The sequence below is a fragment of the Saccharibacillus sp. O23 genome (assembly GCF_002205895.1).
GTDB lineage: Bacteria > Bacillota > Bacilli > Paenibacillales > Paenibacillaceae > Saccharibacillus.
Window position 1 is genome coordinate 65,798 of the sequence record NZ_NJDE01000008.1, and the last position, 24,500, is coordinate 90,297.

The 24,500-nt window shown below is 56.2% G+C and carries 19 protein-coding genes; 14 read left to right on the forward strand and 5 right to left on the reverse strand.

The window, feature by feature from the left end:
• Window positions 1-30: 30 nt before the first annotated feature.
• From CDO73_RS10715 to CDO73_RS10750, 8 genes are all read left to right on the forward strand, one after another.
• Window positions 31-1,512 (forward strand): amidase family protein, encoded by a 1,482-nt coding sequence (locus tag CDO73_RS10715; RefSeq protein ID WP_088488534.1) that lies wholly within the window; start codon window positions 31-33, stop codon window positions 1,510-1,512.
• 62 nt (window positions 1,513-1,574) lie between these two features.
• Window positions 1,575-1,769, forward strand: a complete 195-nt coding sequence (locus tag CDO73_RS10720) for a GNAT family N-acetyltransferase (RefSeq protein ID WP_088488535.1) — start codon at window positions 1,575-1,577, stop codon at window positions 1,767-1,769.
• 17 nt (window positions 1,770-1,786) lie between these two features.
• Entirely contained in the window at window positions 1,787-2,326 is a 540-nt protein-coding gene (locus CDO73_RS10725; RefSeq protein ID WP_088488536.1) for a GNAT family N-acetyltransferase, read from the forward strand.
• 31 nt (window positions 2,327-2,357) lie between these two features.
• Entirely contained in the window at window positions 2,358-3,263 is a 906-nt protein-coding gene (locus CDO73_RS10730; protein ID WP_088488537.1) for a phosphotransferase, read from the forward strand.
• Window positions 3,264-3,289: 26 nt separating this feature from the next.
• Window positions 3,290-3,967 carry a P-loop NTPase family protein gene (locus tag CDO73_RS10735; protein ID WP_088488538.1) on the forward strand — a complete coding sequence of 226 codons (678 nt, stop codon included), beginning with the start codon at window positions 3,290-3,292 and terminating at the stop codon, window positions 3,965-3,967.
• Window positions 3,951-4,850 (forward strand): AAC(3) family N-acetyltransferase, encoded by a 900-nt coding sequence (locus tag CDO73_RS10740; protein WP_088488539.1) that lies wholly within the window; start codon window positions 3,951-3,953, stop codon window positions 4,848-4,850. The genes CDO73_RS10735 and CDO73_RS10740 overlap by 17 nt, the downstream gene beginning before the upstream one ends.
• The gene (locus tag CDO73_RS10745; protein WP_218821622.1) at window positions 4,825-5,613 is read left to right on the forward strand and encodes a GNAT family N-acetyltransferase; all 789 of its coding nucleotides are present in this window, start codon (window positions 4,825-4,827) and stop codon (window positions 5,611-5,613) included. Before CDO73_RS10740 ends, CDO73_RS10745 begins: the two co-directional genes overlap by 26 nt.
• A 142-nt stretch (window positions 5,614-5,755) precedes the next feature.
• The gene (locus CDO73_RS10750; RefSeq protein WP_179218666.1) at window positions 5,756-6,937 is read left to right on the forward strand and encodes a phosphotransferase enzyme family protein; all 1,182 of its coding nucleotides are present in this window, start codon (window positions 5,756-5,758) and stop codon (window positions 6,935-6,937) included.
• A gap of 142 nt (window positions 6,938-7,079) precedes the next feature.
• Here the strand turns inward: CDO73_RS10750 and CDO73_RS10755 are convergent, their stop codons facing one another.
• On the reverse strand, window positions 7,080-7,841 hold the full coding sequence (locus tag CDO73_RS10755) for a hypothetical protein (protein ID WP_143536117.1): 762 nt from the start codon (window positions 7,839-7,841) through the stop codon (window positions 7,080-7,082).
• Window positions 7,842-8,158: 317 nt separating this feature from the next.
• On the opposite strand from CDO73_RS10755, the gene CDO73_RS10760 reads away from it, so the two are divergent.
• From CDO73_RS10760 to CDO73_RS10785, 6 genes are all read left to right on the forward strand, one after another.
• Window positions 8,159-10,189, forward strand: a complete 2,031-nt coding sequence (locus CDO73_RS10760) for a S9 family peptidase (protein ID WP_088488542.1) — start codon at window positions 8,159-8,161, stop codon at window positions 10,187-10,189.
• 771 nt (window positions 10,190-10,960) lie between these two features.
• On the forward strand, window positions 10,961-12,361 hold the full coding sequence (locus CDO73_RS10765) for a cytochrome ubiquinol oxidase subunit I (protein WP_088488543.1): 1,401 nt from the start codon (window positions 10,961-10,963) through the stop codon (window positions 12,359-12,361).
• Window positions 12,358-13,371: a cytochrome d ubiquinol oxidase subunit II gene (locus tag CDO73_RS10770; protein ID WP_088488544.1), complete on the forward strand. Its 1,014-nt coding sequence runs from the start codon at window positions 12,358-12,360 to the stop codon at window positions 13,369-13,371. Before CDO73_RS10765 ends, CDO73_RS10770 begins: the two co-directional genes overlap by 4 nt.
• A gap of 14 nt (window positions 13,372-13,385) precedes the next feature.
• Window positions 13,386-15,302: a thiol reductant ABC exporter subunit CydD gene (cydD, locus tag CDO73_RS10775; protein WP_088488545.1), complete on the forward strand. Its 1,917-nt coding sequence runs from the start codon at window positions 13,386-13,388 to the stop codon at window positions 15,300-15,302.
• A complete protein-coding gene (gene cydC / locus CDO73_RS10780) occupies window positions 15,299-17,047 on the forward strand; it encodes a thiol reductant ABC exporter subunit CydC (RefSeq protein WP_088488546.1) in 1,749 nt (582 codons plus the stop codon). The genes cydD and cydC overlap by 4 nt, the downstream gene beginning before the upstream one ends.
• Window positions 17,048-17,255: 208 nt before the next feature.
• Window positions 17,256-18,269 (forward strand): polyprenyl synthetase family protein, encoded by a 1,014-nt coding sequence (locus CDO73_RS10785; protein ID WP_088488547.1) that lies wholly within the window; start codon window positions 17,256-17,258, stop codon window positions 18,267-18,269.
• A 2-nt stretch (window positions 18,270-18,271) separates the two neighbouring features.
• Here the strand turns inward: CDO73_RS10785 and CDO73_RS10790 are convergent, their stop codons facing one another.
• The 4 genes from CDO73_RS10790 to CDO73_RS10805 all read right to left on the reverse strand — a co-directional run bounded on the left by CDO73_RS10790 (window position 18,272) and on the right by CDO73_RS10805 (window position 24,341).
• A complete protein-coding gene (locus tag CDO73_RS10790) occupies window positions 18,272-19,264 on the reverse strand; it encodes a hypothetical protein (RefSeq protein ID WP_088488548.1) in 993 nt (330 codons plus the stop codon).
• 41 nt (window positions 19,265-19,305) lie between these two features.
• The gene (locus tag CDO73_RS10795) at window positions 19,306-20,211 is read right to left on the reverse strand and encodes a tyrosine-type recombinase/integrase (protein WP_088488736.1); all 906 of its coding nucleotides are present in this window, start codon (window positions 20,209-20,211) and stop codon (window positions 19,306-19,308) included.
• Window positions 20,212-20,385: 174 nt separating this feature from the next.
• On the reverse strand, window positions 20,386-22,428 hold the full coding sequence (locus CDO73_RS10800) for a Na+/H+ antiporter (RefSeq protein ID WP_088488549.1): 2,043 nt from the start codon (window positions 22,426-22,428) through the stop codon (window positions 20,386-20,388).
• Between the two features lie 557 nt (window positions 22,429-22,985).
• Complete coding sequence (locus tag CDO73_RS10805; RefSeq protein ID WP_088488550.1) at window positions 22,986-24,341, reverse strand: aminotransferase-like domain-containing protein; 1,356 nt, start codon at window positions 24,339-24,341, stop codon at window positions 22,986-22,988.
• Window positions 24,342-24,500 lie beyond the last annotated feature (159 nt).

Consider the following 24,500-nt stretch of genomic DNA (forward strand, 5'->3'; position numbering starts at 1 on the left):
TCTTCGCTCGCCGATATCGAGGTCCTATCCATGACAAATTTCGAATCCGGCGCGGCCCGTACTTCTTGGCTGTTAACGGCTTCTATAGACGAACTGCAAAACAAACTCTCCAACAAAGAGTTGACTTCCAGGCAACTCGTTCTGCTCTATCTGGAGCGGATCGCCGAGCTTGACCGAGGGGAACACGGCATCCGTTCGATCATCGAGATCAATCCCGATGCGATCGGGATAGCGGACGCGATGGACGCTTTGCGGCGTCGCGGCGACATTCTCGGACCGCTGCACGGCATCCCCGTTCTGGTCAAAGACATTATCGATACCGGCGACGCCATGCATACCAGCGCGGGATCGCTGGCTCTCGCCGATCATTACGCGAGCGAAGACGCTTTTGCGATTCGCAGGCTGCGCAAAGCGGGCGCTATTCTGCTCGGCAAAACCAATATGACCGAGTGGGCCAATCTGATCTCGTCCGATATGCCGGCCGGATACAGCGGGCGCGGCGGGCAAACCTTGAATCCTTACGGCCGCGAACATTTCGTGGGCGGTTCGAGCTCCGGTTCCGCCGCGGCGATCGCGAGCGGATTCGCGGCCGGATCTCTGGGAACGGAGACCAGCGCCTCGGTGCTCAGTCCCGCCTGCCAGAATTCGCTCGTCGGAATCAAACCGACCGTAGGCTTGATCTCGAGAAGCGGCGTCATTCCGGTATCTTTTACTCAAGACACGATCGGGACCTTAGGCAAAACGGTAACAGACGCCGCTCTGCTGCTCGGCGTTCTGCGCGGCGTAGACCCCCAAGACCCGATTACGATTACCGGCGGCAGTATCGCGCATTGCGAAGAAGATTACTCCGCTTCTCTTCGGAAAACCGGATTGAACGGCCTGCGAATCGGTATCCCTCGCGACGTTTATTTCGACGGATTGGACGAAGAAGAAGCCCGGTTGACCGAAGACGCGATCGCCGTGCTCGCCCGCTGCGGCGCGACGATCGTGGACGACGTCGTTATTCCTTCGGCTCGCGAATCTTGGGATTACGGCGTGGCTTGGCTCGAGCTTAAAGCATCGCTCAACCGTTATCTCGGCAAGCTGCCCGCTCATTCGCCGATTCGTTCGCTCGACGACGTCATCGCTTTCAATACCGAACATGCCGAGCAGTCGCTGCGCTACGGGCAGGATCTGTTCGTGCATGCCAACGCGTTCAGCGGAACGTTGACCGAGCCGCAGTATCTGAACAGCCTGCTGGAGAATTTCGATCGATCGCGTACTCGCGGCATCGACGCCGCCCTGCAAAATCATGAATTGGACGCCCTGTTCTTCCCGGGATACCGGGGAGCCGATATCGCGGCCCGTGCCGGCTACCCTTCGATCGTCGTGCCTGCCGGTTATCGGCGGAACGGACAACCGGTCGGCGTTCAATTCACCGGTTCCGCTTACTCGGAAGCCCTGCTGATCCAAATCGCGCACGTGTTCGAACAAGCGACGAAGCATCGCGTATCGCCCGTTTTCCCCTTTTAATCCCTTAGCCCGAAAGAATCTGAAATGGATATCGAAGTCCGGCCTTGCGAAGCTTCGCATTCTTGGAGCATAGGCTGAACAAATTCAACGCTTACGTGCTGGAAGGCAATACCGCGTCGGCGACGATGATGGAGAAATTGGGCTGCGTCCGCGAAGGCGTGCGTCGGCAGGTCGCTTATATCGACGGGGAATTTATGGACTTTATCTTGTACGGCATGACCAAAGACGAATTCGTCGCCGCGCAAAAAGAACAATGAAAGGGATAGAAGAGCCTATGAATATCGAAATCCGCATTATGCGGCCGGAAGACGCGGATCGGCTCGCCGAGATCGACCGCTCCGAAGTGATCGACGCGATCTGCACGATCGAAAACGGGCAAGAACTCTGGACGGAAGCCGGCCACGAATGCCCGACATGGAACGAACAAGAGCTGACGCGGCTTCAAGACCGTTTCCGCCATGAATTACAGGCAGGCGGAGCCGCGTTCGGCGCTTACGACGGCGAGCGGCTCGCGGGCTTCGGCGTGCTGGGTCATCGGCGTCTCGGAGAGAAACAGGACATGCTGGCGGTAGATCTAATGTACGTCAGCCGTTCTTATCGCAGGCAGGGCATCGGCACGCGGCTGATGAACGCGCTAAGCGAACAAGCCGCCTCGCTCGGCGCGAATTCGATGTATATCTCGTCGACCGAAACGGCTTCCGCCGTCCGTTTCTATCGCAGCCTCGGCAGCATGAACGCGGACGAACCGGACCCCGAATCTCTGGCGGCGGAACCGCTGGACATTCATATGATCCGGCCGCTGAACGACCTGTAACAGGCAATGGATAGTGAAGGAGCACGACATTATGAACGAACACGCTTTGGATTTGGATGCGATTCGTTCGCTTTTTCGACGACATGGAATCGAAGACAAGATTACGAATCTTCGCAGGCTCTCCGGCACGACCGCAGGACAGGTATTGAAGCTGGACACGGAGCGCGGCGAATCATACATCCTCAAATTCGAAACGCAAGGCGAGATCCGAACCGTCGAACGGCTGCTGCGGACATACGATCGCTCTCCCCTGCTGCCCGAAGTATTGTTTACGGCGGAAGACCATTCTTATCTCGCTTATGAATTTATCGAAGGCACGACCCATTTCAATCGCGGAACCAAAAAAGACTGGATGGCGCTGCTGACGAGAGAGCTGCTGAACCGGTACAAGGAATCCGAACAGGACGTTCCGTGGGGACGGATCGGTTACGGTCCGCGGCTTACATGGAAAGACTTCAACGACGCTGGCATTCAAGAAGCCCGGATCAATCTGGGCGAGACGCTGACGGAAGCAGATTACGTCTATGTCCGGTCCGTCGCGGATCGATTGTTCGCGGACGATGACAAACAAGGACGCAAATATCTGCTGCACGGAGACACCGGCGTCCATAACTTCGTGTACCGCGATTCGACGCTGATCGGCGTGATCGACCCGTCGCCGATGATCGGCCCGATTCTGTACGATTTCCTGTACGCGTTCTGCTCTTCGCCGGACGATCTGACGATCGAGACGCTGCTAGACGCTTACGACACGCTGGAAAACGAAACGTTAGATAAGACGCGGCTGATCCAAGAAACGCTCGTTCAGCTGTACTGCCGGACCGGCCTGAGCGTCAAGCATCATCCGCACGACCTGCCGGGTTATCTGGAAGCTTGGGGATATTGGAAAAAGCTTTGCGAAACGCATGCGGAAATAACGCACCAAAGGAGCCGATAGTATGGAACTGAAAGGAGGCAATTCCGATGCATATTGCCGATAACGTGCTGCGCCATGCGCTGCGCGACGTCTATTGGGTGCTCGGCGGCGCATGCGGCGGCAAAACGACGGCCGCCGCGCGATTGAGCGCCAAATACGGCATCCCCCACTACAACGCCGATGAACGAACCTGGCCGCACAAACAGATCGCAAACGAACAGGAGCAGCCTGCTTTGTGCCGCAAGTTCGACGATTGGGAACAATACTTCGCCCGTCCGGTCCCCGAATACGCACGTTGGCTGCACGATACGCAGCGCGAAGCGATCGACATGTGCATCATGGAACTGATCGCGGCGGCGGAAAAAGGACCCGTGATCTTCGAAGGCCATGCGCCGATCGAGGTCGCGAGGCGGCTGGCTCCGCGAGAACGCATCGTCTATCTGCATGCGGACGAAGCCATCGTGCGGCGCGATTATTTCGGCCGTGCGGACAAAGACGACATGCTGAACTTGATCCGAAGTTTGTCCGATCCGGAAGCGATTCTGGAAAATATCTATGCCACCGTCGCTTTCGGCAATCTCGCGGTACTGCGGCAGGCGGAAGAAGCAGGATTGAAGATCTGGCGGCGCGAAACGGACGGATCGGCCGAACAAACGATCGAAGAGATCGAACGGCATTTCGGATGGGATAAAGTGCGAGGAATAAACGATGCATGGTCCGAATAAACGAACGTCGCTTTCGGAGGCCTATCCAGCGCCGAGCCTCGTTTCGCAGTCGCCGCCGGATCAAGCACGCGCTCCTTTTCATACGCAGACCGATCTGCTGAACGATCTGCGGCGGCTCGGCGTAAAGCCGGGCATGACCGTGATCGTGCACGCTTCGCTGCGGGCGATCGGTCGCGTCGTCGGCGGTCCGGTAGCCGTCATTCTCGCGCTGGAAGAAGCGGTCGGTCTTGAAGGAAACGTGGTCATGCCGACGCAGACGGAACAGCTCTGCGCGCCCGAAGAATACGGCGGCGATCTGTCAGCCGACGAGATGCGGATCATCAAAAAGCATATGCCGCTGTACCTCCCCGATCTGACGCCGACTTCTCATATGGGCTTTATCGCCGAGACGTTCCGCAAACAAGACGGCGTGCTTCGCAGCGCCCATCCGCATATGTCGTTCGCCGCGTGGGGAGCCGACGCCGAAACGCTGACTTCCGGCCATGCGCTGGATGATGCGTTAAGCGACACTTCGCCGCTCGGACGCATCTATGACAAAGACGGCCGGATTCTGCTGCTCGGCGCGCCGACCGATTCCAATACTTCGCTGCATCTGGCCGAATACCGGCAGCAAAATGCGTTCGTGCAGCCTAAAATCTGGGACGTGAAGCTGGAGATCGACGGCGAAGCACGCTGGACGACGTACCGGGACATCAACAACGATTCCGACGATTTCGGACAGTTGTTCGACGATTTTCGCCGCGATACGGGATCGATTCGGGAAAGCAAAGTCGGCTCGGCCGTCAGTTTCCTGATCCCGCAGCGCGAGATGGTCGACTATGCCGAACAGTGGATGAACCGAAAGAGGAGGAATTCAGATGACTTCAACGAATCATTCAGATAACCAAGCCGGACCCGAACCTATCGGAAAAACACCGGCATTCCCAAAGATCGTCACCGATTATTGGCTAGCCCAAGCCGGCGGAGATCCGAACGGTCCGTCGGTGCCTGCGGAACCGGGACGTCTGCGGATCGTGCTCGATCCCGATCTGCCGCGTTCGCGCCGCATCATGCGGCTGGACCTGCCGGGGCGCGGCGGCCTGCTCACGCTGACGCCGGAGACAGCGAAACGTGCCGGGTTGGACGCGGGCGGCGAGATCGGACAAGCCGAACTGGACGACGCGCTGCGGCGCGCGGGCGAAGCCTTGAACGGCGCGGACCATCTGTTCTATTACGCGTCGGATGCGCGCGAGACGCTGCGCGAAGAAACGCCGCCGGTACAGGTGCGACGACTGACGGCCGACGATGCCGAAGCGTTTGCCGCGTTCGCGGAAGCAGCTCCGGAAGACGACATGGACGACGCGTTCGTCGAGCTGGACCATTGGCTAGTATTCGGCTGCTTCGCGGACGGCCGCCTCGTCGCGGCGGCCAGCATGTACCCGTGGAGCGGAACGACGTTCGCGGATCTCGGCGTGATCACGCTGCCCGAGTACCGGGGCCGGGGTTACGCCCGGCAGACCGTGCGCGCGATCTGCGCGCATGCGCTCTCGCTCGGTTACGAGCCGCAGTACCGCTGCCAGCTCGATCATGACGCTTCGGCCGCTCTGGCCCGCGCGGCGGGCTTGTCCCGCTTCGCGGCTTGGGACGTCGTCCGAGACGACGACTGACCGACAAACTGAACCATTCACGTATTCGCCGACGAACAGAGCGGCTTCGGGCCGCTCTGTTCGTCCGCCTCATATCTGCTTATACGATCCGAGCGGCCAGATCGTCCGGGTCGCATCACCGACAACAAGGAGAATTCGACTTATGAACCCTACTGATCCTACTCTGCAACCCGAGATTCCGGCTGCTGCAATCGGCGAAGAATCGATCGCCGTCCGGTCCGTTTTGAATCCGGCTTATCTGAAACGCCGGCTGGAAAGCTTGTACGCTCTCGGTCAATGGACCGAATGCCGCTATTGGCTGCGCGGCCTGAACGATACGTACCGCGTCCGTACCTCGGACGGCGGCTCATACATGCTGCGCGTCTACCGCGTCGAAGCGCGCGAAGACGAGATCGCGTTCGAGCTGAATCTGCTCGAACGGCTGCAAAGCGAGCTGGCCGGAACGGCTGCCTGCGCTTCGCCTGCCGTCCGGCTGCCTTCCGGCCGCCTGTACGCGGCGCTGCAAGCGCCGGAAGGCACCCGCTTCGCGGCGCTGTTCCTCGAAGCCGAAGGCGAGGAAGACCCGCTGCAGGACGCCGCGGCGTGCCGCGCTTTCGGCCGATCGGCCGCCGAGCTGCACGCGGCGTTCGACCGGCTGACGCCGGGAATCGCGGCGGCGGATGATGCCGCGATTCCCGGCGCGGACGGGACCTCGGCGGCTGCGCCTGCGCCGCAGGAACGCGCTGCGCGCGAAAATCGCAGCGCGGCCGATGCCGCCGCGCCTCTGCCTTACCGCGCGCCCGTCGGCGCGGAAACGCTGCTGCGCCGGCCGCTGCAAGGCATCCTCGCCTTGATCGGCGAGGATCACGCGGAAGCGGCGTTCCTGCGCCGCTACGCGCGGGAACTGGAAACGGCGATGGAAGCCGCCGCTTCGACCGGGCTTGATTTCGGCATCTGCCACGGCGATATGCACGGCAACAATAACGCGCTGCGGACAGGCGAACGCTTCACGCATTTCGATTTCGAATTCGCGGCTCCCGGCTGGCGGGCTTGGGATCTGGCCCAAGTCAAGAATCGCAAACGGCAGCAGCGCGAACAGATCGAGCCGTTATGGCAGGCTTTTCTGGAAGGCTATCGCTCGGCAAGGCCGTTCGGCCCGGCCGACGAAGCGGCGGTCGAACTGTTCATGCGCGTTCGCCGCTTCTGGACGATGGGCTTGGATGCGCAGTTTGCGCCGCTGCTTGAAGGCGTGCTCGATTTCAGCGACGACTGGGCCGCCGGTTTCGCGGAAGAATTCCGCGGCAACCCGATCGGCGCGGCCGCGCAGCGGGCGCTTGGACGTTAGAAGCGTTTCGCGGTCAGCCGCGGCGCGGCCCGGAGGGGCGCGTCAGGGCGGCGGCTGCGCTCGGAAAAAAGGGACGGAAAACGCGGTTTGCGCCGCGTTCCGTCCCTTTTTTTATCCGATAAGCCCAAAAGTCCGAACTTCTTCATAACCCTCTCGTCTCGTACAGTTCGAGCGCCGTCTGCACCACCGCTTCGTCGATCCCCGAACGCCGCGAAATGCGCTGCGCCCAGGTCTCGTCCGCCAACGGCTCGCTCTCGCTGAACAGCCCGCGATCGCTGCTGATCTGCGAATGGCCGCTTTCGTATTCCCAGTGTACGATCTGTCCGGTGCACATGCGAACCCGGCATTCGACCAGCGGCTTCTTCAAGAGGTTCTGCGCATAAGCGGCCGCGTCTTGAAACTCGGTCTCGTCAGCCGGTTCCAAATCGAATTCCGCCCGGCTTTCCTTCCCGTTGTGACGGATATACCGAATCTGCGCCCGCTTGCCGTCGGACGAGACCGCGATTCGCGCCCCGGGGAAAAAGCCGGCCAGCGGCTCTTCCGTATAATCGTCCGAGCCCGGCTCGATCAGGATCGGCTGAAGCCATTGATCGCCGAGATCGCAGAAATACCGCCTGCCGTCCGAGCCGATCGCCACCACCGCCGCATGCGCGCCGCTCGTGCCCAGTTTCTTGCCTACCGGATAACAATCGATCCCCGCGTTTCGAAATTCGTCCATCAACCAGAACGCCAGATCGAAGCAGTTCCCCGATGTTCCGTACTGTCGACGATGCTCCCGCATCCGTTCCACGCTGCGCGGCGCGCCGGCTTCGCCCGTTGCATGCAGCCACGCTTTGGTGAGCGTCTCCATCGGAAATCCGTCAAATGTTCTCCATACCCGCAGTATTTCTTCGGTCGTCCTCATTCGCGTATCGACTCACCTTTCGTATTCGGGGGCGCTCGGAAGGGACGCTTGCTCCGAAAGTATGACGTAGAATGCCTGTAATCTTCGATTACCCTAAATTCTACGGGATATCCCGTTTCGCGCCAATGAATCGCTGGTCGCAAAAGTGCCGGGCGAACGAACACCCGAAACTCGTCCGACGCGGAAGACCGTCCTTCACTCGCGATGTCCGGTTTGCCGTTCGCGGACGCTTCCCGTATCATAAAAGGAAAGCCGGTGAGTTGACCATCGGTCAGCATGCCGGATTGCAGCCGTACATAAAGAGGAGGCATTAAATCATGAATCAAAAACGCGGATTGACCGCGGAAGACCTGTACCGCTTCGTCTGGGTAGGCGCGCCCGACGTATCCCCGGCCGACGGACGCATCGTCTATACGCAGCGCACCGTTAACGAAGCGCGCGACGGATACGTTACGCGGATTCGCGCGATTTCGGCGGACGGTCGAACCGATAAGTTCTTCACTTCCGGTGAGGAAGACGGTTCGCCGGCTTGGTCGCCGGACGGAAAGACGCTGGCGTTCACCCGCAAACACGAAGGCAAAAGACAGATCTGGCTCCTCCCCGCTTCCGGCGGCGAAGCCGAAGTGCTGACCGATCTGCCCGACGGCGCGGGTTCTTACCGCTGGTCGCCGGACGGTTCCAAGTTGTTGGTCTCTTCGCAGACCGATGCGGAATCCGAGGAATCGGACGCAAAAGACCGCAACGACGACGATCGCAGCGAAAACGATTCCGACAAAGACAAGCCGCTTACAGAAACGGTAATCGACCGCATTCGCTACAAAGGCGACGGTTCCGGCCTGTGGAACGGCAAACGCAGCCATCTGTACGTCGTGGATGCCGCAAGCGGCGAAGCGCAGCCGATCACGTCGGGTGGTTTCGACGTCGGCAGCTTCGCTTGGTCGCCGGACGGTTCGCGAATCGCGTTTACGGCTTATATTCCGGAAGACGGCGACGAGACCGATCCGGATCTGCTGCTGATCAGCGACCTCTACGTCGCGGACGCGGACGGCGGCAATCGCCGCAAGCTGACGGGCTCCGATTGGAGCGTCGGGCAGATGAGCTGGTCGCCGGACGGCAATCGAATCGCGTTCTTCGCCAGCGATCGCTCGTACCATAACGCGACGCTCACCCGCCTGTACCTGATTTCGGCCGAAGGCGGAGAGATCGCCTGCTTGACGGGCGACCGCGATCTCTTGGTCGGTAATCTGGTCGTAGGCGACATGCGCGCGGGGCTCGGTTCGCCCGATCCGATCTTCGCCGAAGACGGCAGCTCGGTGTACGCGCTGTTCACCGGACAGGGAAGCGCCGGAGTCGCCCGCTTCGCGGCGGACGGTTCGGGGCACGAAGTGCTGCTCGGCGGCGACCGCGACGTGTATCAACTGACGCCGGATCATAAAGGCGGCTTCGTGGTCGCGATCTCCGATCCGCTGAATCCCGGCGATCTGTACCGTTTCTCTCCAGGCAGCCGCGAAGAATTCCGTCTGACGGACGCCAACGGCGATTGGCTCGGCGAACATGAATTGAGCGCGCCCGAATCGTTCCGGGTCGAGACCCGGGACGGCTGGAAGGTGCAGGCGTGGATCATGAAACCGGTAGGCTTCGACGCGGAAAAGGCGGGTAAAGTGCCGACGATTCTCGAAATCCACGGCGGACCGCATATGATGTACGGTCATACCTTCATGCACGAATTCCAACTGCTCGCTTCCAAAGGTTATGCGGTCGTCTTCGCCAATCCGCGCGGCGGTCACGGCTACGGCCAAGAATTCGTCAACGCCTGCCGGGGCGACTACGGCGGCGGCGATTACCGCGATCTGATGGATACGGTCGACCATGCGCTGGCGCATTACGACTTTATCGACGAGTCGCGCCTCGGCGTGACCGGCGGCAGCTACGGCGGCTTCATGACCAACTGGATCGTCGGCCATACCGATCGGTTCAAAGCCGCGGTCACGCAGCGGTCGATCTCGAACTGGCTGTCGTTCTACGGCGTCAGCGATATCGGGTTCTTCTTCACCGAAGACCAGATCGGCGGCGATGCTTGGCAGGACACCGAACTGCTGTGGAAACATTCGCCGATCGCTTACGTGCAGCAGGTGCGCACGCCGCTGCTGATTCTGCACGGCGAACAGGATCTGCGCTGTCCGATCGAACAGGCCGAGCAGTTGTTCACGGCGCTCAAGCGTCTCGGCCGCAAAACGCGGTTGGTCCGTTTCCCGGGCGCGAGCCACGACCTGTCGCGCGGCGGCCATCCGTCGCTGCGCGTCGCGCGGCTGTCGCATATCGCGGGCTGGATGGACGATTATCTGTAAGGCCGAACACGCGCGGCGAGTTTGAATCCGACATGCCGACGCCATGACGATGATCGAAGACCTGCCGAATCGGCAGGTCTTTTGCTGTTCGCGCCCTCGCCTGCCTTTGCGCGCTATAGCTTGTCTGTTCGCGCTGTCGCCTTTTGCGTCCTCACCCCCACTCCTCGACCAAATGTTGCAAATATCCATCATATTTACGTGCAGAAGCCTTTTTTCGAGAGAAATGTTGCATATATCCATCATTTTCGATCTCTTGGCATGCAATAAGGACTTTCTGAACCGAAATGATGGATTTCCGCAACACTTCGCTTCATCTGTCACTTTTACCGCGATAAATGATGGATTTTTGCAACATTACTTTTCAATAGCGTTGCATCGTACTCTAATCTAGGACACCCGATTGCTTACCGCTCCAAACGACTTCCCCCGATCGGGTCTGCTGCGAGTGGCCGCGCGCCGTGTCGGCAGCCGCAGCCGATTGCTAGACTCGTTACCCTATCTTTATCCTTCTCTCGCCGACAAGTGTGATAAATGTAACAGTGCGCAAATACTTAAAATTGATAAGATTAAGGATTTCAAATAACACACTTTTACCCAATCGACAATGGCTCGAACGGGTCATTGTGCTCTTTTTCACGAAATTGCCGCAAAGGTTTGATCTTTTCTTGAAAAGGCCTGCTTGCGCCCCGAAATTCGGTTTCCCGCCGCTATACTGAATTCATTCTAATGTGATTGAAGTCATATACAAACACCGGAAAGGGGATTTAAAGCATGGTCATCGATACCGTGTTATGGAGTCGTCTCGTAACGGCCCTGACGTTATCGTTTCACGTGATTTTCGCCACGATCGGCGTCGCGATTCCGCTGATGATCTCGATCGCGGAGTTTGTCGGGATTCGCCGCAAAGATCCGCATTATACGCTGATGGCCCGCAGATGGAGCCGCGGCTTCGTGATCTCCGTCGCCGTCGGCGTCGTGACCGGCACGGCGATCGCGCTGCAATTGTCGCTCGTCTGGCCGAACTTTATGCAGCTCGCGGGCAACGTGATCGCGCTGCCGCTGTTTATGGAAGTCTTCGCCTTTTTCTTCGAAGCGATCTTCCTCGGCATCTACCTCTATACGTGGGAACGATTCCGCAATCCGTATCTGCATTGGCTGCTGACGATTCCCGTCGTGCTCGGCGCTTCGATGTCGGCGTTCTTCATTACGACGGTGAACGGTTTTATGAACCAGCCGGACGGATTCGTCATGGAAGCGGGACATTTCTCGGCCGTCCATCCGCTTCAGGCGATGTTCAACGACGCCACGCCGTCCAAGGTATTCCACGTGCTGACGTCCGCCTACATGACGGGAGCCGCTCTGCTCGCCGCCGTCGCCGCGTTCTCCATGCTGCGTAAAGGCATCACCGATTACAAGAAAAAAGCGCTCAAACTGATGATGGCCGTCCTGCTGCTGTTCAGCTTCCTGACCGCGCTCGCGGGCGATACCTCGGCCAAGTTCCTCGCGGAACATCAGCCGGAGAAACTGGCCGCCGCCGAATGGCATTTCGAGACGGAAAAAGGCGCGGATCTGATCTTCCTCGGTTGGCTGAACGCGGAACGCGATATTATCGGCGCGATCCATATTCCGAAAGCGCTCAGTTTCCTCGCGTTCAGCGATTTCAATGCCGAAGTGACGGGCTTGAACGAATTCCCCGCCGACGAACAGCCGCCGCTGATCGTGCATTACATGTTCGATTTCATGGTCGGGATCGGGTTCGCGCTGCTGGCGGTATCGGCGCTCTACTTCCTGTTCTTGTTCTGGAAAAAACGCAACGAACTCAACAAATGGATGCTGCGCGTGATCGCGCTGGGCGCTCCGCTCGCTTTTCTCGGGGTCGAGATGGGTTGGTTCTATGCGGAGATCGGACGCCAGCCGTGGATGATTCGCGGATATCTGCGGGTCGAAGACGCGGCGACCACGTCGCCGAGCATCATGCCGCTGTTCTTCGTGTTCCTGCTGCTGTACATCCTGCTCGGCACCATGTGCGTGATCGTGCTGCGGCGTCTGTTCCGGGACAATCCGGCGGAAGTCGAGTTCGAGAAGATCGCCAAGACCAAACAAGCCGCGTTGGCCGCTCAAACGTCCTCATCGCCCGACGGGTCTAAGGAAGAAGGTGAACCGAACGCATGAGTTACGAAATCTTAGGCATCTCCGTCTTATGGATCTTCTTGTACGGCTATCTAATCGTGGCTTCCATCGATTTCGGCGCGGGATTCTTCGCTTTCTACGCCCGTTTGACCGGCAAAGACCATCTGATCAACCGCCTGATCTCGCGTTATCTGTCGCCGGTCTGGGAGATCACCAACGTGTTCTTCGTGTTCTTCTTCGTCGGATTGATCGGATTTTTCCCGGATGCCGCGCACTATTACGGATCTTCCCTGCTGGTACCGGGCAGCATCGCGATCGTTCTGCTGGCGATCCGAGGTTCGTTCTATGCATTCGAGAACTACGGTTCCAAAAAAAATATCGTGTTCCTGTTCCTCTACGGCGCGACCGGGCTGCTGATTCCCGCTTCGCTGTCCGTGGCGCTGGTGCTGTCGGAAGGCGGGTTTATCCGCGAAACGAACGGCGTGGTTACGTTGGATTATCTCGAATTGTTCACCAGTCCGCTGGCATGGAGCATCGTGGGCCTCGCGCTGACGTCGGTATTGTTTATCAGCGCGTCGTTCCTCGCTTTCTACGCGTCTCGCGCGGAAGACCGGCCGGCGCTCGAGCTGATGCGCGGCTACGCGCTGTTCTGGAGCACGCCGACGATCATCGCCGCGTTCACCGCGTTTTTGTATCTCAGCCAGCATAACGAACGCCATTTCCAGAACATGATGAACCTCTGGTGGCTGCTGGGGCTGTCGGTCGTCTTTTTCCTGATCGTGCTCTGGCTGCTGTACAAAGGACGCCGTTACGGCTGGATGTTCATCGCCGTCATGCTGCAGTTCCTGTGCGCGTTCTTCGCTTACGGCATCGGGCATTATCCGTATATTCTCGATCCTTACATCACCGTGCAGGGCGGGGCGACGCAGGAAGCGATGGGGATCGCGCTGGTCGTCGTCTTTATTGCCGGACTGCTGCTGCTGATCCCGTCGCTGGCGCTGGTCTTCCGGCTGTTCTTGTTCGATGCGGATTACGTCAAAGGGAAAAAATAAGGAGGAACCCGGCTATGGCCAAGCGGAAAAAGAAAACCACGGAGCGGCGCTCGGGTCGCAAGATCGCTTTGTTGACCGAGCTGATGGCCGTTCATAAACGCCGCACGGGTCTGATGCGCCTAATCGCGCTCGGACTCGGCGCGGCCACCATCGGTCAGGCGGTGCTGATGGCCGAAGCCGTACAGCGCATCTTCGTCGAACGGGCCGCGCTCGCTTCGATGATTGCCGTTTTCGCCGTGCTGCTGTCGGTGATGGCCGTCCGCACGCTGCTCTCTTACGCCAACGGGCGGATCGGGCTGCGGATCGCCGCCGACGCCAAACGCGATCTGCGTTCGAGACTGCTGCGTTCGCTGGCCGCCAATCCGTTGCTGACCGCGCGTCAAGGCCAAACGGGCGGCAAAGTGAGCGTCGCGTTGGACGCGGTCGACGAAGCGGACGGTTATTTCAGCCAATACACGCCGAAAATGATCGAAGCTTCGGTCGTGCCGCTGCTGATCCTCGCCGTCGTCTTTTACCTGCATGCGCCTTCGGGATTGATCCTGCTGTTCACCGCGCCGTTCATTCCGCTGTTCATGGCGCTGGTCGGCATTCAGACTCGCGACAAATCGGAAGAAAAATTCGACGAACTGGCCCGCTTCTCCGGCACGTTCCTCGATTCGCTGCAAGGCTTGGTCACGCTGAAACTGTTCGGCCGCGCCAAGCAGCAGGAGCAGAAGATCGAACGCGGCAGCTTGTCTTACCGCGACGCGACGATGGCAATCTTGAAAGTGGCGTTCGTCAATACGTTCGCGCTGGAGACGATCGTTATGCTGGGGATCGGCATCGTGGCGCTGGAGCTGGCGCTTCAATTGGTCGTGTTCAAAACGATGGCGTTCCATACCGCTTTCTTGATCCTGCTGCTGGTACCCGAATTCTATAATCTGCTCAAAAATGCCGGAACCGCCTTCCACGGCGGTCGCACCAGCATGGGCGCGATCCGCAATATCGAGACGGCGTTGGCGGAGAATGCGGGAAGCGGCGTCGCAGCGTCGGCAGAAGCAGCCGAACCTCGCACGGACGCCGCATCTCCAGCCGCAGCGAAGCCCAAGCTCGGCAGCGTGATTCCTTTCTCCGTCAAAGCGGCTCAGCTCGGTTCGCAGCATCAACCGACGCTCGCTTCCCGCTCGGAAGCTCCGCCCAAGATCGAACTGCTCGACCCGGTCTTCCGCTACGGCCCGGATCGGTTCGAACTGCGCGTCGGTTCGCTGTCGATCGCGCCGGGCGAGCAGATCGCGCTCGTCGGCCGCAGCGGTTCGGGCAAGACCACGCTGCTGCACCTGATCGCCGGACTGCTGCCGCCTTCGTCGGGCGAAGTGCGCGTAGACGGCGAAAGTCTGACGCCGGAACGCGAAGCGGACTGGTTCCGTCAGGTCAGCTATATCACGCAGCATCCGCATATCTTCTCCGGCACGATCGCGGAGAATATCGCGATCGGCATGGTCGGCGTGGTCGACGCAGAGCGCGAAGTGTCGCGCGAAGAGATCGCGCAGGCCGCGCAATCGGCGGGACTCGCCGGATTGATCGGCGAGCTGCCCCGCGGCTACGACACGATCGTCGGCGAAGGCGGACGCGGATTGTCCGGCGGAGAGAAACAGCGGTTGGCCTTGGCCCGCGCTTTTCTCAAACGGCCCAAAGTCCTGCTGTTCGACGAACCGACGACCGGACTCGACCTGCATACCGAGCGGGTGCTGATGCGTTCGATCGACGAACTGTCGCGTACCGCGACCGTGATCACGATCGCGCACCGTCTGCATACGATCCGCCACGCGGACCGCATTTGGTTTATGGAACAAGGCCGGCTGATCGGCAGCGGCAGCCACGAAGAACTGCTTAACAATCTTCCGCAATATGCGGAAATGATCGATATCGGACGTCAGGGGGTCGTATCATGAGCGAATTGTCCATCTTCACCAAAGCCATGCTCCGAGAACGCAAAGACATTCTGCTCTCGATTCTGGGCGGCTTCTTCGCCGGAATCGCCGGCGTCGTCTTGTTCTCGACCAGCGGATATCTGATCGCCAAAACGGTGTTCGCCCCGCCGCTCTACACCTTGATCATCTTGACCTCGCTGGTCAAGATTCTGGGACTTGCGCGCGCGGGCAGCCGCTACGGAGAACGGCTGTTTTCGCACCGGGCGACCTTCTCGCTGCTCAGTCGGCTGCGGACCTCCTTTTTCGCGAAGTTGGTTCCGATGCCGCCTGGCGCGCTGAACCGTCAGCGCAGCGGCGATCTGCTGGCGCGGATCGTCGGCGATATCGAAGGGCTGCAGTTTTATTTTCTGCGCGTCGCGTATCCGCCGATCATCGTCGTGTCCGTTTTTCTGGCTACGGTGCTGTTCGCTTCGTTCTTCTCGGTCTGGATCGCGCTGCTGCTGGTCGTAGGCATGCTGATCACGGCTTTCGTCGTGCCGGCGATCGCCATGATCGGGCAGCGCAAAACGGACGGACTCGTTCGGCGGCAGCGCGCGGCGTTCTCCGCCGACGCGACCGAGATGCTGCAAGGATTTATCGATCTCAAAGTCTACGGCAAGCTCGACGGCCACCGGGAAAATCTCCTGACGCTGTCGGACGAGCTGACCGCCGCGCAGCAGCAGGACGCGAAACGGCTGCTGCGCGGACAATCGCTGCATGCTTTCGTGACGTTCTTCGTCTCGTGGGGCGTGCTGGTGCTCGGCGCTTATCTGATCGTCAGCGGTTCGCTGGCCGGCGTATTCCTCGCGATGCTGATCATGGCTTCGATGACCGTATTCGACGAATCCGCCGCGATGGCGACGCTGCCGACGTACAAAAAAGACAGTCGGTTCGCCGCCCGGCGGCTCGCGGAGACGTTCGAAGACGAACAACCGACGGACGAACCGGACGGAATGCTGGACGTGTCCGCTCCGGTCTCCGTCGAACTGAAGAACGTGTCGCTGCGCTACGAAGAAGCTTGGCGTCCGGTGCTGAGCGACGTCTCGCTGCGGATTCCAGCAGGCGCCAAGACCGCGATCGTGGGCGCGAGCGGTTCGGGCAAGACGAGCATCCTGGAACTGCTGCTCAAGCTGCAAACGCCGACGCTCGGACAGCTTCGCCTGAACGGCATTCCGGTCGACGAATTGAATGCGGAAGACCTTTGGCGGAAAAGCCGGGTCGTGCTTCAGCAAGGACATTTTTTCAAAGGAACCCTTCGCGACAATCTGCTGCTCGAAGACGATTCGCGCAGCGACGAGGAACTGCTGAACGTGCTGCATCAAGTCGATCTGCCGGGGCGTAAGCTCGAAGATCCCGTGCTGGAAAAAGGCGAAAACTTGTCGGACGGCGAAAAACAGCGGCTCGCGATCGCGCGAACGCTGCTGAAAAGCGGCCGGCTGTGGCTGCTTGACGAACCGACTTCCTCGCTCGATTACGTGACCGAACGCCGGGTGATGCAGCTGCTGCTGGAACGCGCCGAAGGCGATACGCTGATCTGGGTCAGCCACCGTCTGGCGGGCTTGGAACAAATGGATCTGATCGTCGTCATGGACCACGGCGAGATCGTCGAAGCCGGCAGCTACGACCACCTGATGGCGCGCAAAGGCTACTTCTACGAGATGAAAGAGCTGGAGCGGCAGACGGTCGGGGAAGAAGATCGGGGAGAAGCGAAGCGGCGGTTGGGGTGAAAGATTGTGTTGAAGGTTCGTTACCTGTGAGAGGTGGCGAGCCTTTTTTGTGCGTAGAGTGATGGGTTGAACCTTAAAAGTTTTCCTTTTAAATATAGGAAATTGACCAAATAAATAGTATAATGATGCTTGCTAGGTAGGCGGAAATTCGAGGGTATTAGTATTAAAATAATATCCTAATAACTATGAATTATTTGGAGGTTTTTTTGTGGAGAGTTTAACCGAGAATTTCCTTTTTAACACAATTATGAATCATTCCAAAGATAGCTTCTTGACTACATTTGATGAAAACTGGAAAAGAACATTAAGTCAATTCGATCAGAAGTTTGCTTCATCACACCAAATGAGAGCAGGTCATCGTTTGCGACCTATACTAGTTGCTTGGGGTCATAGCATTAATTTTAAAAGTGGACAATTAGATTTTTCGAAAGTTTTACCGGTAGCAATTAGTGTTGAACTTTTGCATAAAGCTTCAATTCTTATTGATGATTTAATTGACGGCGATATAGCAAGACACTCTCTGCCAACTTTTCATATTGAACATACAGATAACGAAGCTATACTCTTGGCTCTGCAAATGATTAGTGCGTCATTTAAGAATCTTGGGAACAATTTAGAGCAAAATGAAAATGTTAACCTTATAAAATGTTTATCAGACACTTTATTTAATATGGCGGAAGGCGTATTAAAAGAATTAGATTCCTCTAGTAAAAATCTCTTTAACTTAGGTGATGTAAATGAAATTATTAATTTACAAACTGTTGGATTAATTAGAAATAGCTTTTTTTTAGGCTACTCTAAAGGAGATGTTTTTGATATCAAAACAAGCGAAAATGTTGAAAGCATAGGAAATTATTTAGGCTATGTTTTTCAATTATTAAACGATCTAGAACCTTTTTCTCATACTTCAAAAAGTTTGGAATATAAAGGCAATCTCAACTTTGATTTTAATAAATCCAGAAAAAACTTAGCAATTAGCTACTTGCTTAGTTTATCCAGCGGTAGAGAACAAAAAAAAATTATTAATGAACGAAACTATCAATTCATTTTGGAACTTTACCAGAAATATCAGGTGCAAGAAATTTGCCTACAAGAAGTTTCAAGAATTAAAAAAGAGATATGCATAAAAATTGAGAATATAAATGCAGGCAACACTAAATGGAGTAGTCAATTTCATAAATTTATTGACTATATATTTGACTTTTGTATTCAGAGACTTTGATTTTAAATCCCAATATTCTTCCAATCGAAATTAGAAATAATTTTTGAAAGATGAACTGAAATCGTAAGCAGCGGAATTAAACTTGAGATACGAAAATTTGAAGCCGACCATGGATATGAAGGAGAAGAATTTACTCTATTAATCAAATTAACATAGGATAACACGTCAGTTCCTGAATTGTTCTTCTCAGCAATGATCAATAATTTATCCAACTCTAAAATTGTTTTTTGTTTAAAGCTTGCGATAATTTCTTTAATATACTTTTTCGAAAGAAAAGAGATTATCGGGAAGGCTAGAACAATAAATAAAAGAATGCCTGTCCAAGTCATGATGAATGCTGCATTATTTTTTGTGTTTATTTGGAAATTCGGAGAAAATTCTATTGCATTTTGAGGAATCAGAATAGCATATTCTAAGGTAAACAAAAATCCTAGAATAAAAAAGTTTCGTTTAAGGTAATTGAAAAATTCGCTTGTCTTAATAAGCCAATCTGTATTAGCAGGAGAAAAACGCTCATATTCAACTAGTTCGAGCGCATCTTTGCGAATAGTACGTAGGTAGCGAATAAGTATAACAAGAAGGCAATAACCTATTATAGAAACATATAAAGCACACGCACCGAGCATAAGAGCATATATTCCAACTAGATTGATTTTAATGTATTCGAGACAAAATATACTTATGAAATATATCAATGTTACTGAAGTTGAAATGATTAAAATTATACAAGAATACATTTTTGAATTAAAATTTTTATTAAAACCATCAAGTCTTGCATCTTTCAAAGGCGAAGGGAATGACTGGTCAAAAAAAACGAATATTTTTTTTACTACAGTCATAGATAAAAATAAAATAAGAAGGAGGATTATTTGATGAACATAAAACAAAGGGTAGGGATTTAAAAAATTAACGACTGCCCCAATCAAGAAAATTCCTAAACAAACAAAAAGCAAATTTTTCTTCTCTAAGTTGATAATATTTTTCATTATTTTCATAAAAACCTCCAAATAATTCATAGTTATTAGGAGGTTTTTTGCTACATTTTCAGCTTATTTCTCGGGTTGAATTTCGACAATACGTTCTTCTTTCGTTGGATAGAAACTTCGGTATAGATCTCTGTCGTACTCACGCTTGAGTGGCCTAAGATCTCCTGAACCGAACGCAAATCCGCTCCGTTATCCAGCAGGTTCGTAGCAAATGTATGCCTTAAAGCATGAGGTGTAGCGCCCGGAGTAATCCTCGCGGCATCGCGGTATTTATAGAAAATATCTTCGATCGAATAGATCGTCAGTCGGTGCCCGTACTTGTTGATGAACAAAGCCTGATCTTGGGGAGCGAGGCGCTCTCTAAGCTTGATCCAATTCTTCAAAGAAGCTACGACTTCTTTGCTGGATAAATATAAGATTCGTTCTTTGCGACCTTTGCCGAAGATCAGCAGCGTACGTTCTCCGATATTCAAATCCTGCAAATCAATACGAACCAACTCTCCGATCCGAATGCCTGTAGAGAATAGCAGTTCAATAATCGCCAGATTCCGGGCCGCAATCAATCTCCGATAGTCCGACTTAAGATGTTCCAGATCGTGCTCGATGCTAGCTAACAATTTTTGTACTTCGTCAATGGGTAATGTTTTCGGAATCCTCTTCGCTTTCTTGAACTTTGCTCCTAAAGTGAACCCTGAACGGTCGTCGATCAGCTGCTTCTCGATCAGAAATTTGTAAAAGTTTTTGACCGAGATATATTTTCTTTTTACCGTGGTATCTTTTGCATGTCCTTGAGCGATCAATTCCATAAAGTACATTTGCAGCACAGCCTGATTAATATGCGATTGCGAATTGCGTACGCACCATTCGATGATCAGATTCAGATCGTAACGGTAAGCACGTACAGTAGGTTGAGACAGATTTCGCCCGACAATCAAACTCTCCAGATAGCTCCCCATGTACCTTTTGAAGACCTCTAATTCCAACGCTTCTGACGTATGTATCATGCTCTCCCCCATGCTTCTTCCATCGATTTTTGCTTATATCCAAGTTACTCTCTTACTTTAAAGGAAAGCGGCCTGCTCACTCAATAACGAATGAACAGGCCGCTGGTTATACTTTTCTCCTTAAAATCAATGCCCGAAATTCTCTTCCTCCGGCACGTCGTTCTCCAAGTAGCGGATAAACTGCCGCAGGCGGCTGGCGAGTTCGCGGGAGATCTCGCCTTTCTCGAACAGGCGCTGTACATGGTCGCGCTGCTCTTGAATAGCGGCGAGGCGCTCTTGCATGCGGTGCTCGCGCTCTTCGCGTTCTTCCGGCGTTTCTTCGCCGAGCAGACCGTAGCTCACTTGGGCGAGGCGGCTGATCATCTGGTTGTAGCCGTCGATCAGACGCTTCGCTTCGACGCGGTTCTCGTCGGTAGTCCGCTTCTCGATCGCTTCGATCGCGGCCTGCGCCATGCGGGTCTTCGCCGTCTGCATGGTGCAGAGCGCTTTCTTATCGGCCAGATCGCCGCGCCGACCGCGGGCGAACAAAGCGGCGGCGAAGCGGCCGATATCGGCGGCCGGCGTCACGACCCGCGCTTCCAGACGGCCCGGGATGCTTTCTTCGATCCGCGTCAGATGCTCGAAGATCGGGGTCGCTTTCTCTTGATCCAGCTCTCCGTCCTGCACCAAGCGGCCCAATTCGCGGCGCTGCGCCCGAATGCCCGCGTACATCAGATCCGCTTCGCGGCTGGCCGCTTCCGGATCGGCCGCGTAAGAGTTCGTGGCTTCTTCCACGCGCTGCAAATACTTGGTGAAATCTTGAATATCGGCGGCAGCCACGCCGGAGCGCCCCTCGGCCAGATCGTCTTGGCCGATCCGCTGCGCGATCGCGCTCAATATGCGGCGCTTAAGCGGCTGTTCGGCCTGCGGCGCTTCGGCCGGTTCTTTCTCGGTAAGCAGAGGCAGCACGATGCTTGCCATAAGCAGCGTGAACAAGATGACCCCGGCTGCCAAGAACAGGATCAGGTTCCGCTCGGGGAACGCCGTTCCGCCTTCCAAGACGAGCGGAATCGAGAAAGCGCCGGCAAGCGTAACGGCTCCGCGTACGCCGGACAACGCTGTCTGCACGGAAGCTTTGAACAGCGGACGGCCGGTCCGTCCGCTGCCGCTTTTGCGGCTGGCGAAGAACCAATAGACATAGATCCAAGCGAAACGCAGCAGGATCAGGCCCAGCGAGATCCAAGTTACGTGCCAGAGCGCCATCCAACTGCTGACGGCCGGATCTTCGAAGATCGCCCCCAATACTTCCGGCAGCTGCAGGCCGAGCAGCACGAATACCAGACCGTTCAAAACGTACAAGAAGACGGCCCAAGTGCTGCTGGAGACGACCTGCAGTTTGACGCGGGTCGATTCGGCCCGGTCGCGTTCGATCGCATGCACGACGCCGCCGGATACGGCGGCCAAGATGCCCGACAATCCCAGATGCTCGGCGACCAGATAGACGATGAACGGCGTGACCAATTGAATCAAGACGTGCAGCGTCTCGTCTTCCATTCCGAAGCGGCGCAGGAACACGCGAATCCGGATAATGACGAACGCGAGCACGGCTCCGATCATCAGACCGCCGATCGCGATCAGCAGGAAACTGAACGAGGCTTGGTAGATCGAGAACGCGCCGGTGACGGCCGCGGCGATCGCGAATTTGAACGCGACCAGACCGGAAGCGTCGTTCATCAGCGCTTCGCCTTCAAGCAGGCGCATGATGTCTTTCGGCAGCTTGATCCGTCCGGCCAGCGAGCCGACCGCGACGGCATCCGTCGGCGACAGAATCGCGGCCAACGCGAACGCGGCGGCCAGCGGAATCGTCGGAATGACCCAGTGGATCAGGTAGCCGAAGATGACGACGGTCACGAAGACCAATCCCAGCGCCAGCAGCAGAATCGGCGCTCTCAGATTCCACAGCTCGTTGCGCGGCGTGATCCGTCCGTCGTTGAACAGAAGCGGAGCGATGAACAGCACGAGGAACAGTTCAGGTTCCAGCGGCACATGGATATGCGGCGGAAGCAGTTCGGCGGCGACGCCGAGGCCGATCTGAATAAGCGGCACGGGGACAAACGGGAGAAAGCGATTGATCACGTTCGAGATGCCGATGATCCCGAGCATGACCAAGATGCTGATAAAAAGCTCCATAGGCTGTTCGCTCCTTTGATCGGATTGATGGAATTGAAACGTCGCTTGATCCGGCAGCCGGTGCGAGCGACGTCGGAAAATATTTCGTCGAGGCGTGCAAAAAAAGCATACGCGGGTCGTCTCCGTTAGCGGCAAACGATCTATAGTCCGAAGCTCGGCCGTCATCGTCCATCGCGTCGAGCTCCTTCCTGCTCTAACGGAACGAGATGACGCTTAGACGAGAAAAAGCCGATTTCTCCGGCTTTCGGCTCTCTTTTGTACGGCTAACGGATCTGTATTCCGTTAGCCGCAAAAAAGGAGGCGAAACCGGTCGCTAACGGAATGACATTCCGTTAGCGACCCGACAAGACGCAAAACGAAGCCGAAACGCCTTTTTGCTGTGTTAGATTGCGTCAGGCGAGCGACTCTACGGCTGCGCTCGGCTTCCTTTGCGTTTCATTCAGTCGGGCTCGGACAGGATCACGCTTCCCGTTCAGGTTAGATCCGCACAGGCTGGTTCCGTCGGAAGCGACTGCTTTCTGATCAGATCCGTTCAGATCGGTTGCCCTTCAAGTTCCCTATTTCGGCAGCCTCCCCGCCGCTCTCGCCAATTCTTCGGCCACGGCCGCGACGCCGACCGGAATCTCGTCTTCGCGCGCGCCCGACACGTTCAGCTTGAGCATCGGTTCGACGCGGAAACCGTTCAGATAATGGCTTTTGGCATTCTCCACGTGGACGCCTCGGCGGCGCAGCCGTTCGATTACCGAAGGCAGCGCGGAAGCGGCAGCCGGCAGCAGATGGGTATGGATGCCCCCGGCCGCCGGCGGCGGACCGTCGAAAGCGCCCGGATACGCATCGCGAGCCGCGCGAAGCGATTCGACCAGCAGTTCCGAACGTCTCAGATAGCACCCGCGGATCTTCTCGCGATGCCGATCGAACATGCCGCTTTTCAGATACAGTTCGAGAGCGGCCTGCGACAGCATCGAACTGTCTATGTCCAGCAGTTTCTTGTAGCGACCGAACGATTCGGACAGCTCCCGAGGCAGCACCGCTACGCCGACCCGAAGACCGGGGAACAGAATTTTCGAGTAGCTCTTCAAATAGATCGTGCGGCCTTCGCGATCGTACGCATGCAGAGGATCGGACTTGGAGTCGCGTTCCAGATCGGCCATATAGTCGTCTTCGACCAAGTAGACGCCGTAACGGGAAGCCAGCTTCACGATGTCTTCTTTCTGCCGTCTCGTATACGATCCGCCCAGCGGATTATGGAAACGCGGCGTCGTATAGAACAACTTGATCCCGCCGCCGCGAAAAATCCGTTCCAGCTCGTCCAGATCGATGCCGTCCGCGCCCCGCCGGATGCCGACCGTCGGAATCTGGTGCGCTTCCAGATAGGCCAGAAACAGAGGATAAGTCGGCTGCTCGACGAGCACCGTGCGGCTGCCGCTCGGAAAAGGCATCCCCGCCAGCAGCGTCAACGCCTGCTGAACGCCGGAAGTGATAAAAATATTCTCCGGCTCGGCAAACACCTGATAACCCGCCAGATGGCGCTGCATCTCCCGGATCAGCGAAGGCAGGCCCTGCGGCGTGCCGTAGATGAACAGATCGTTGCGGTACGTGTCGATCGCTTTATTGAGGCACTGCTGAAAATCGCGGTACGGAAAAATATCCGGGTCCGGCGCGGAATGCACGAAATCGATCATCCGGCGCGGTTTCGGTTCTTCTTCGGCGCGGCCGAGCACGTAATAGCCGCTTTTGGCCGAAGCGTAAATCAGATGCGACCGTTCCAGTTCGGCCAGCGCGCGGATGACGGTGCTTTTGCTGCACGTATACTGCTCGGACAACGTGCGGATGGAAGGAATCTTGTCCCCTTCCTTGAACGAGTCCGAGATCTGCTGTTCCAGCTCGTTCAGCAGCTCCATATATTTGTACATCCGCGTTCTCTCCTCTCCAATCTGTACCGGTACAGATCATCATTATGTCTATTGTAACATGAGGTTCCCGACTTTAGAATAAAAAATGCAGATGCGGCCGCATCCCTTATCAAGACTCGGTTGTCGAGTTCTTAATCATTCCGTTCGACCGGAGGTCAT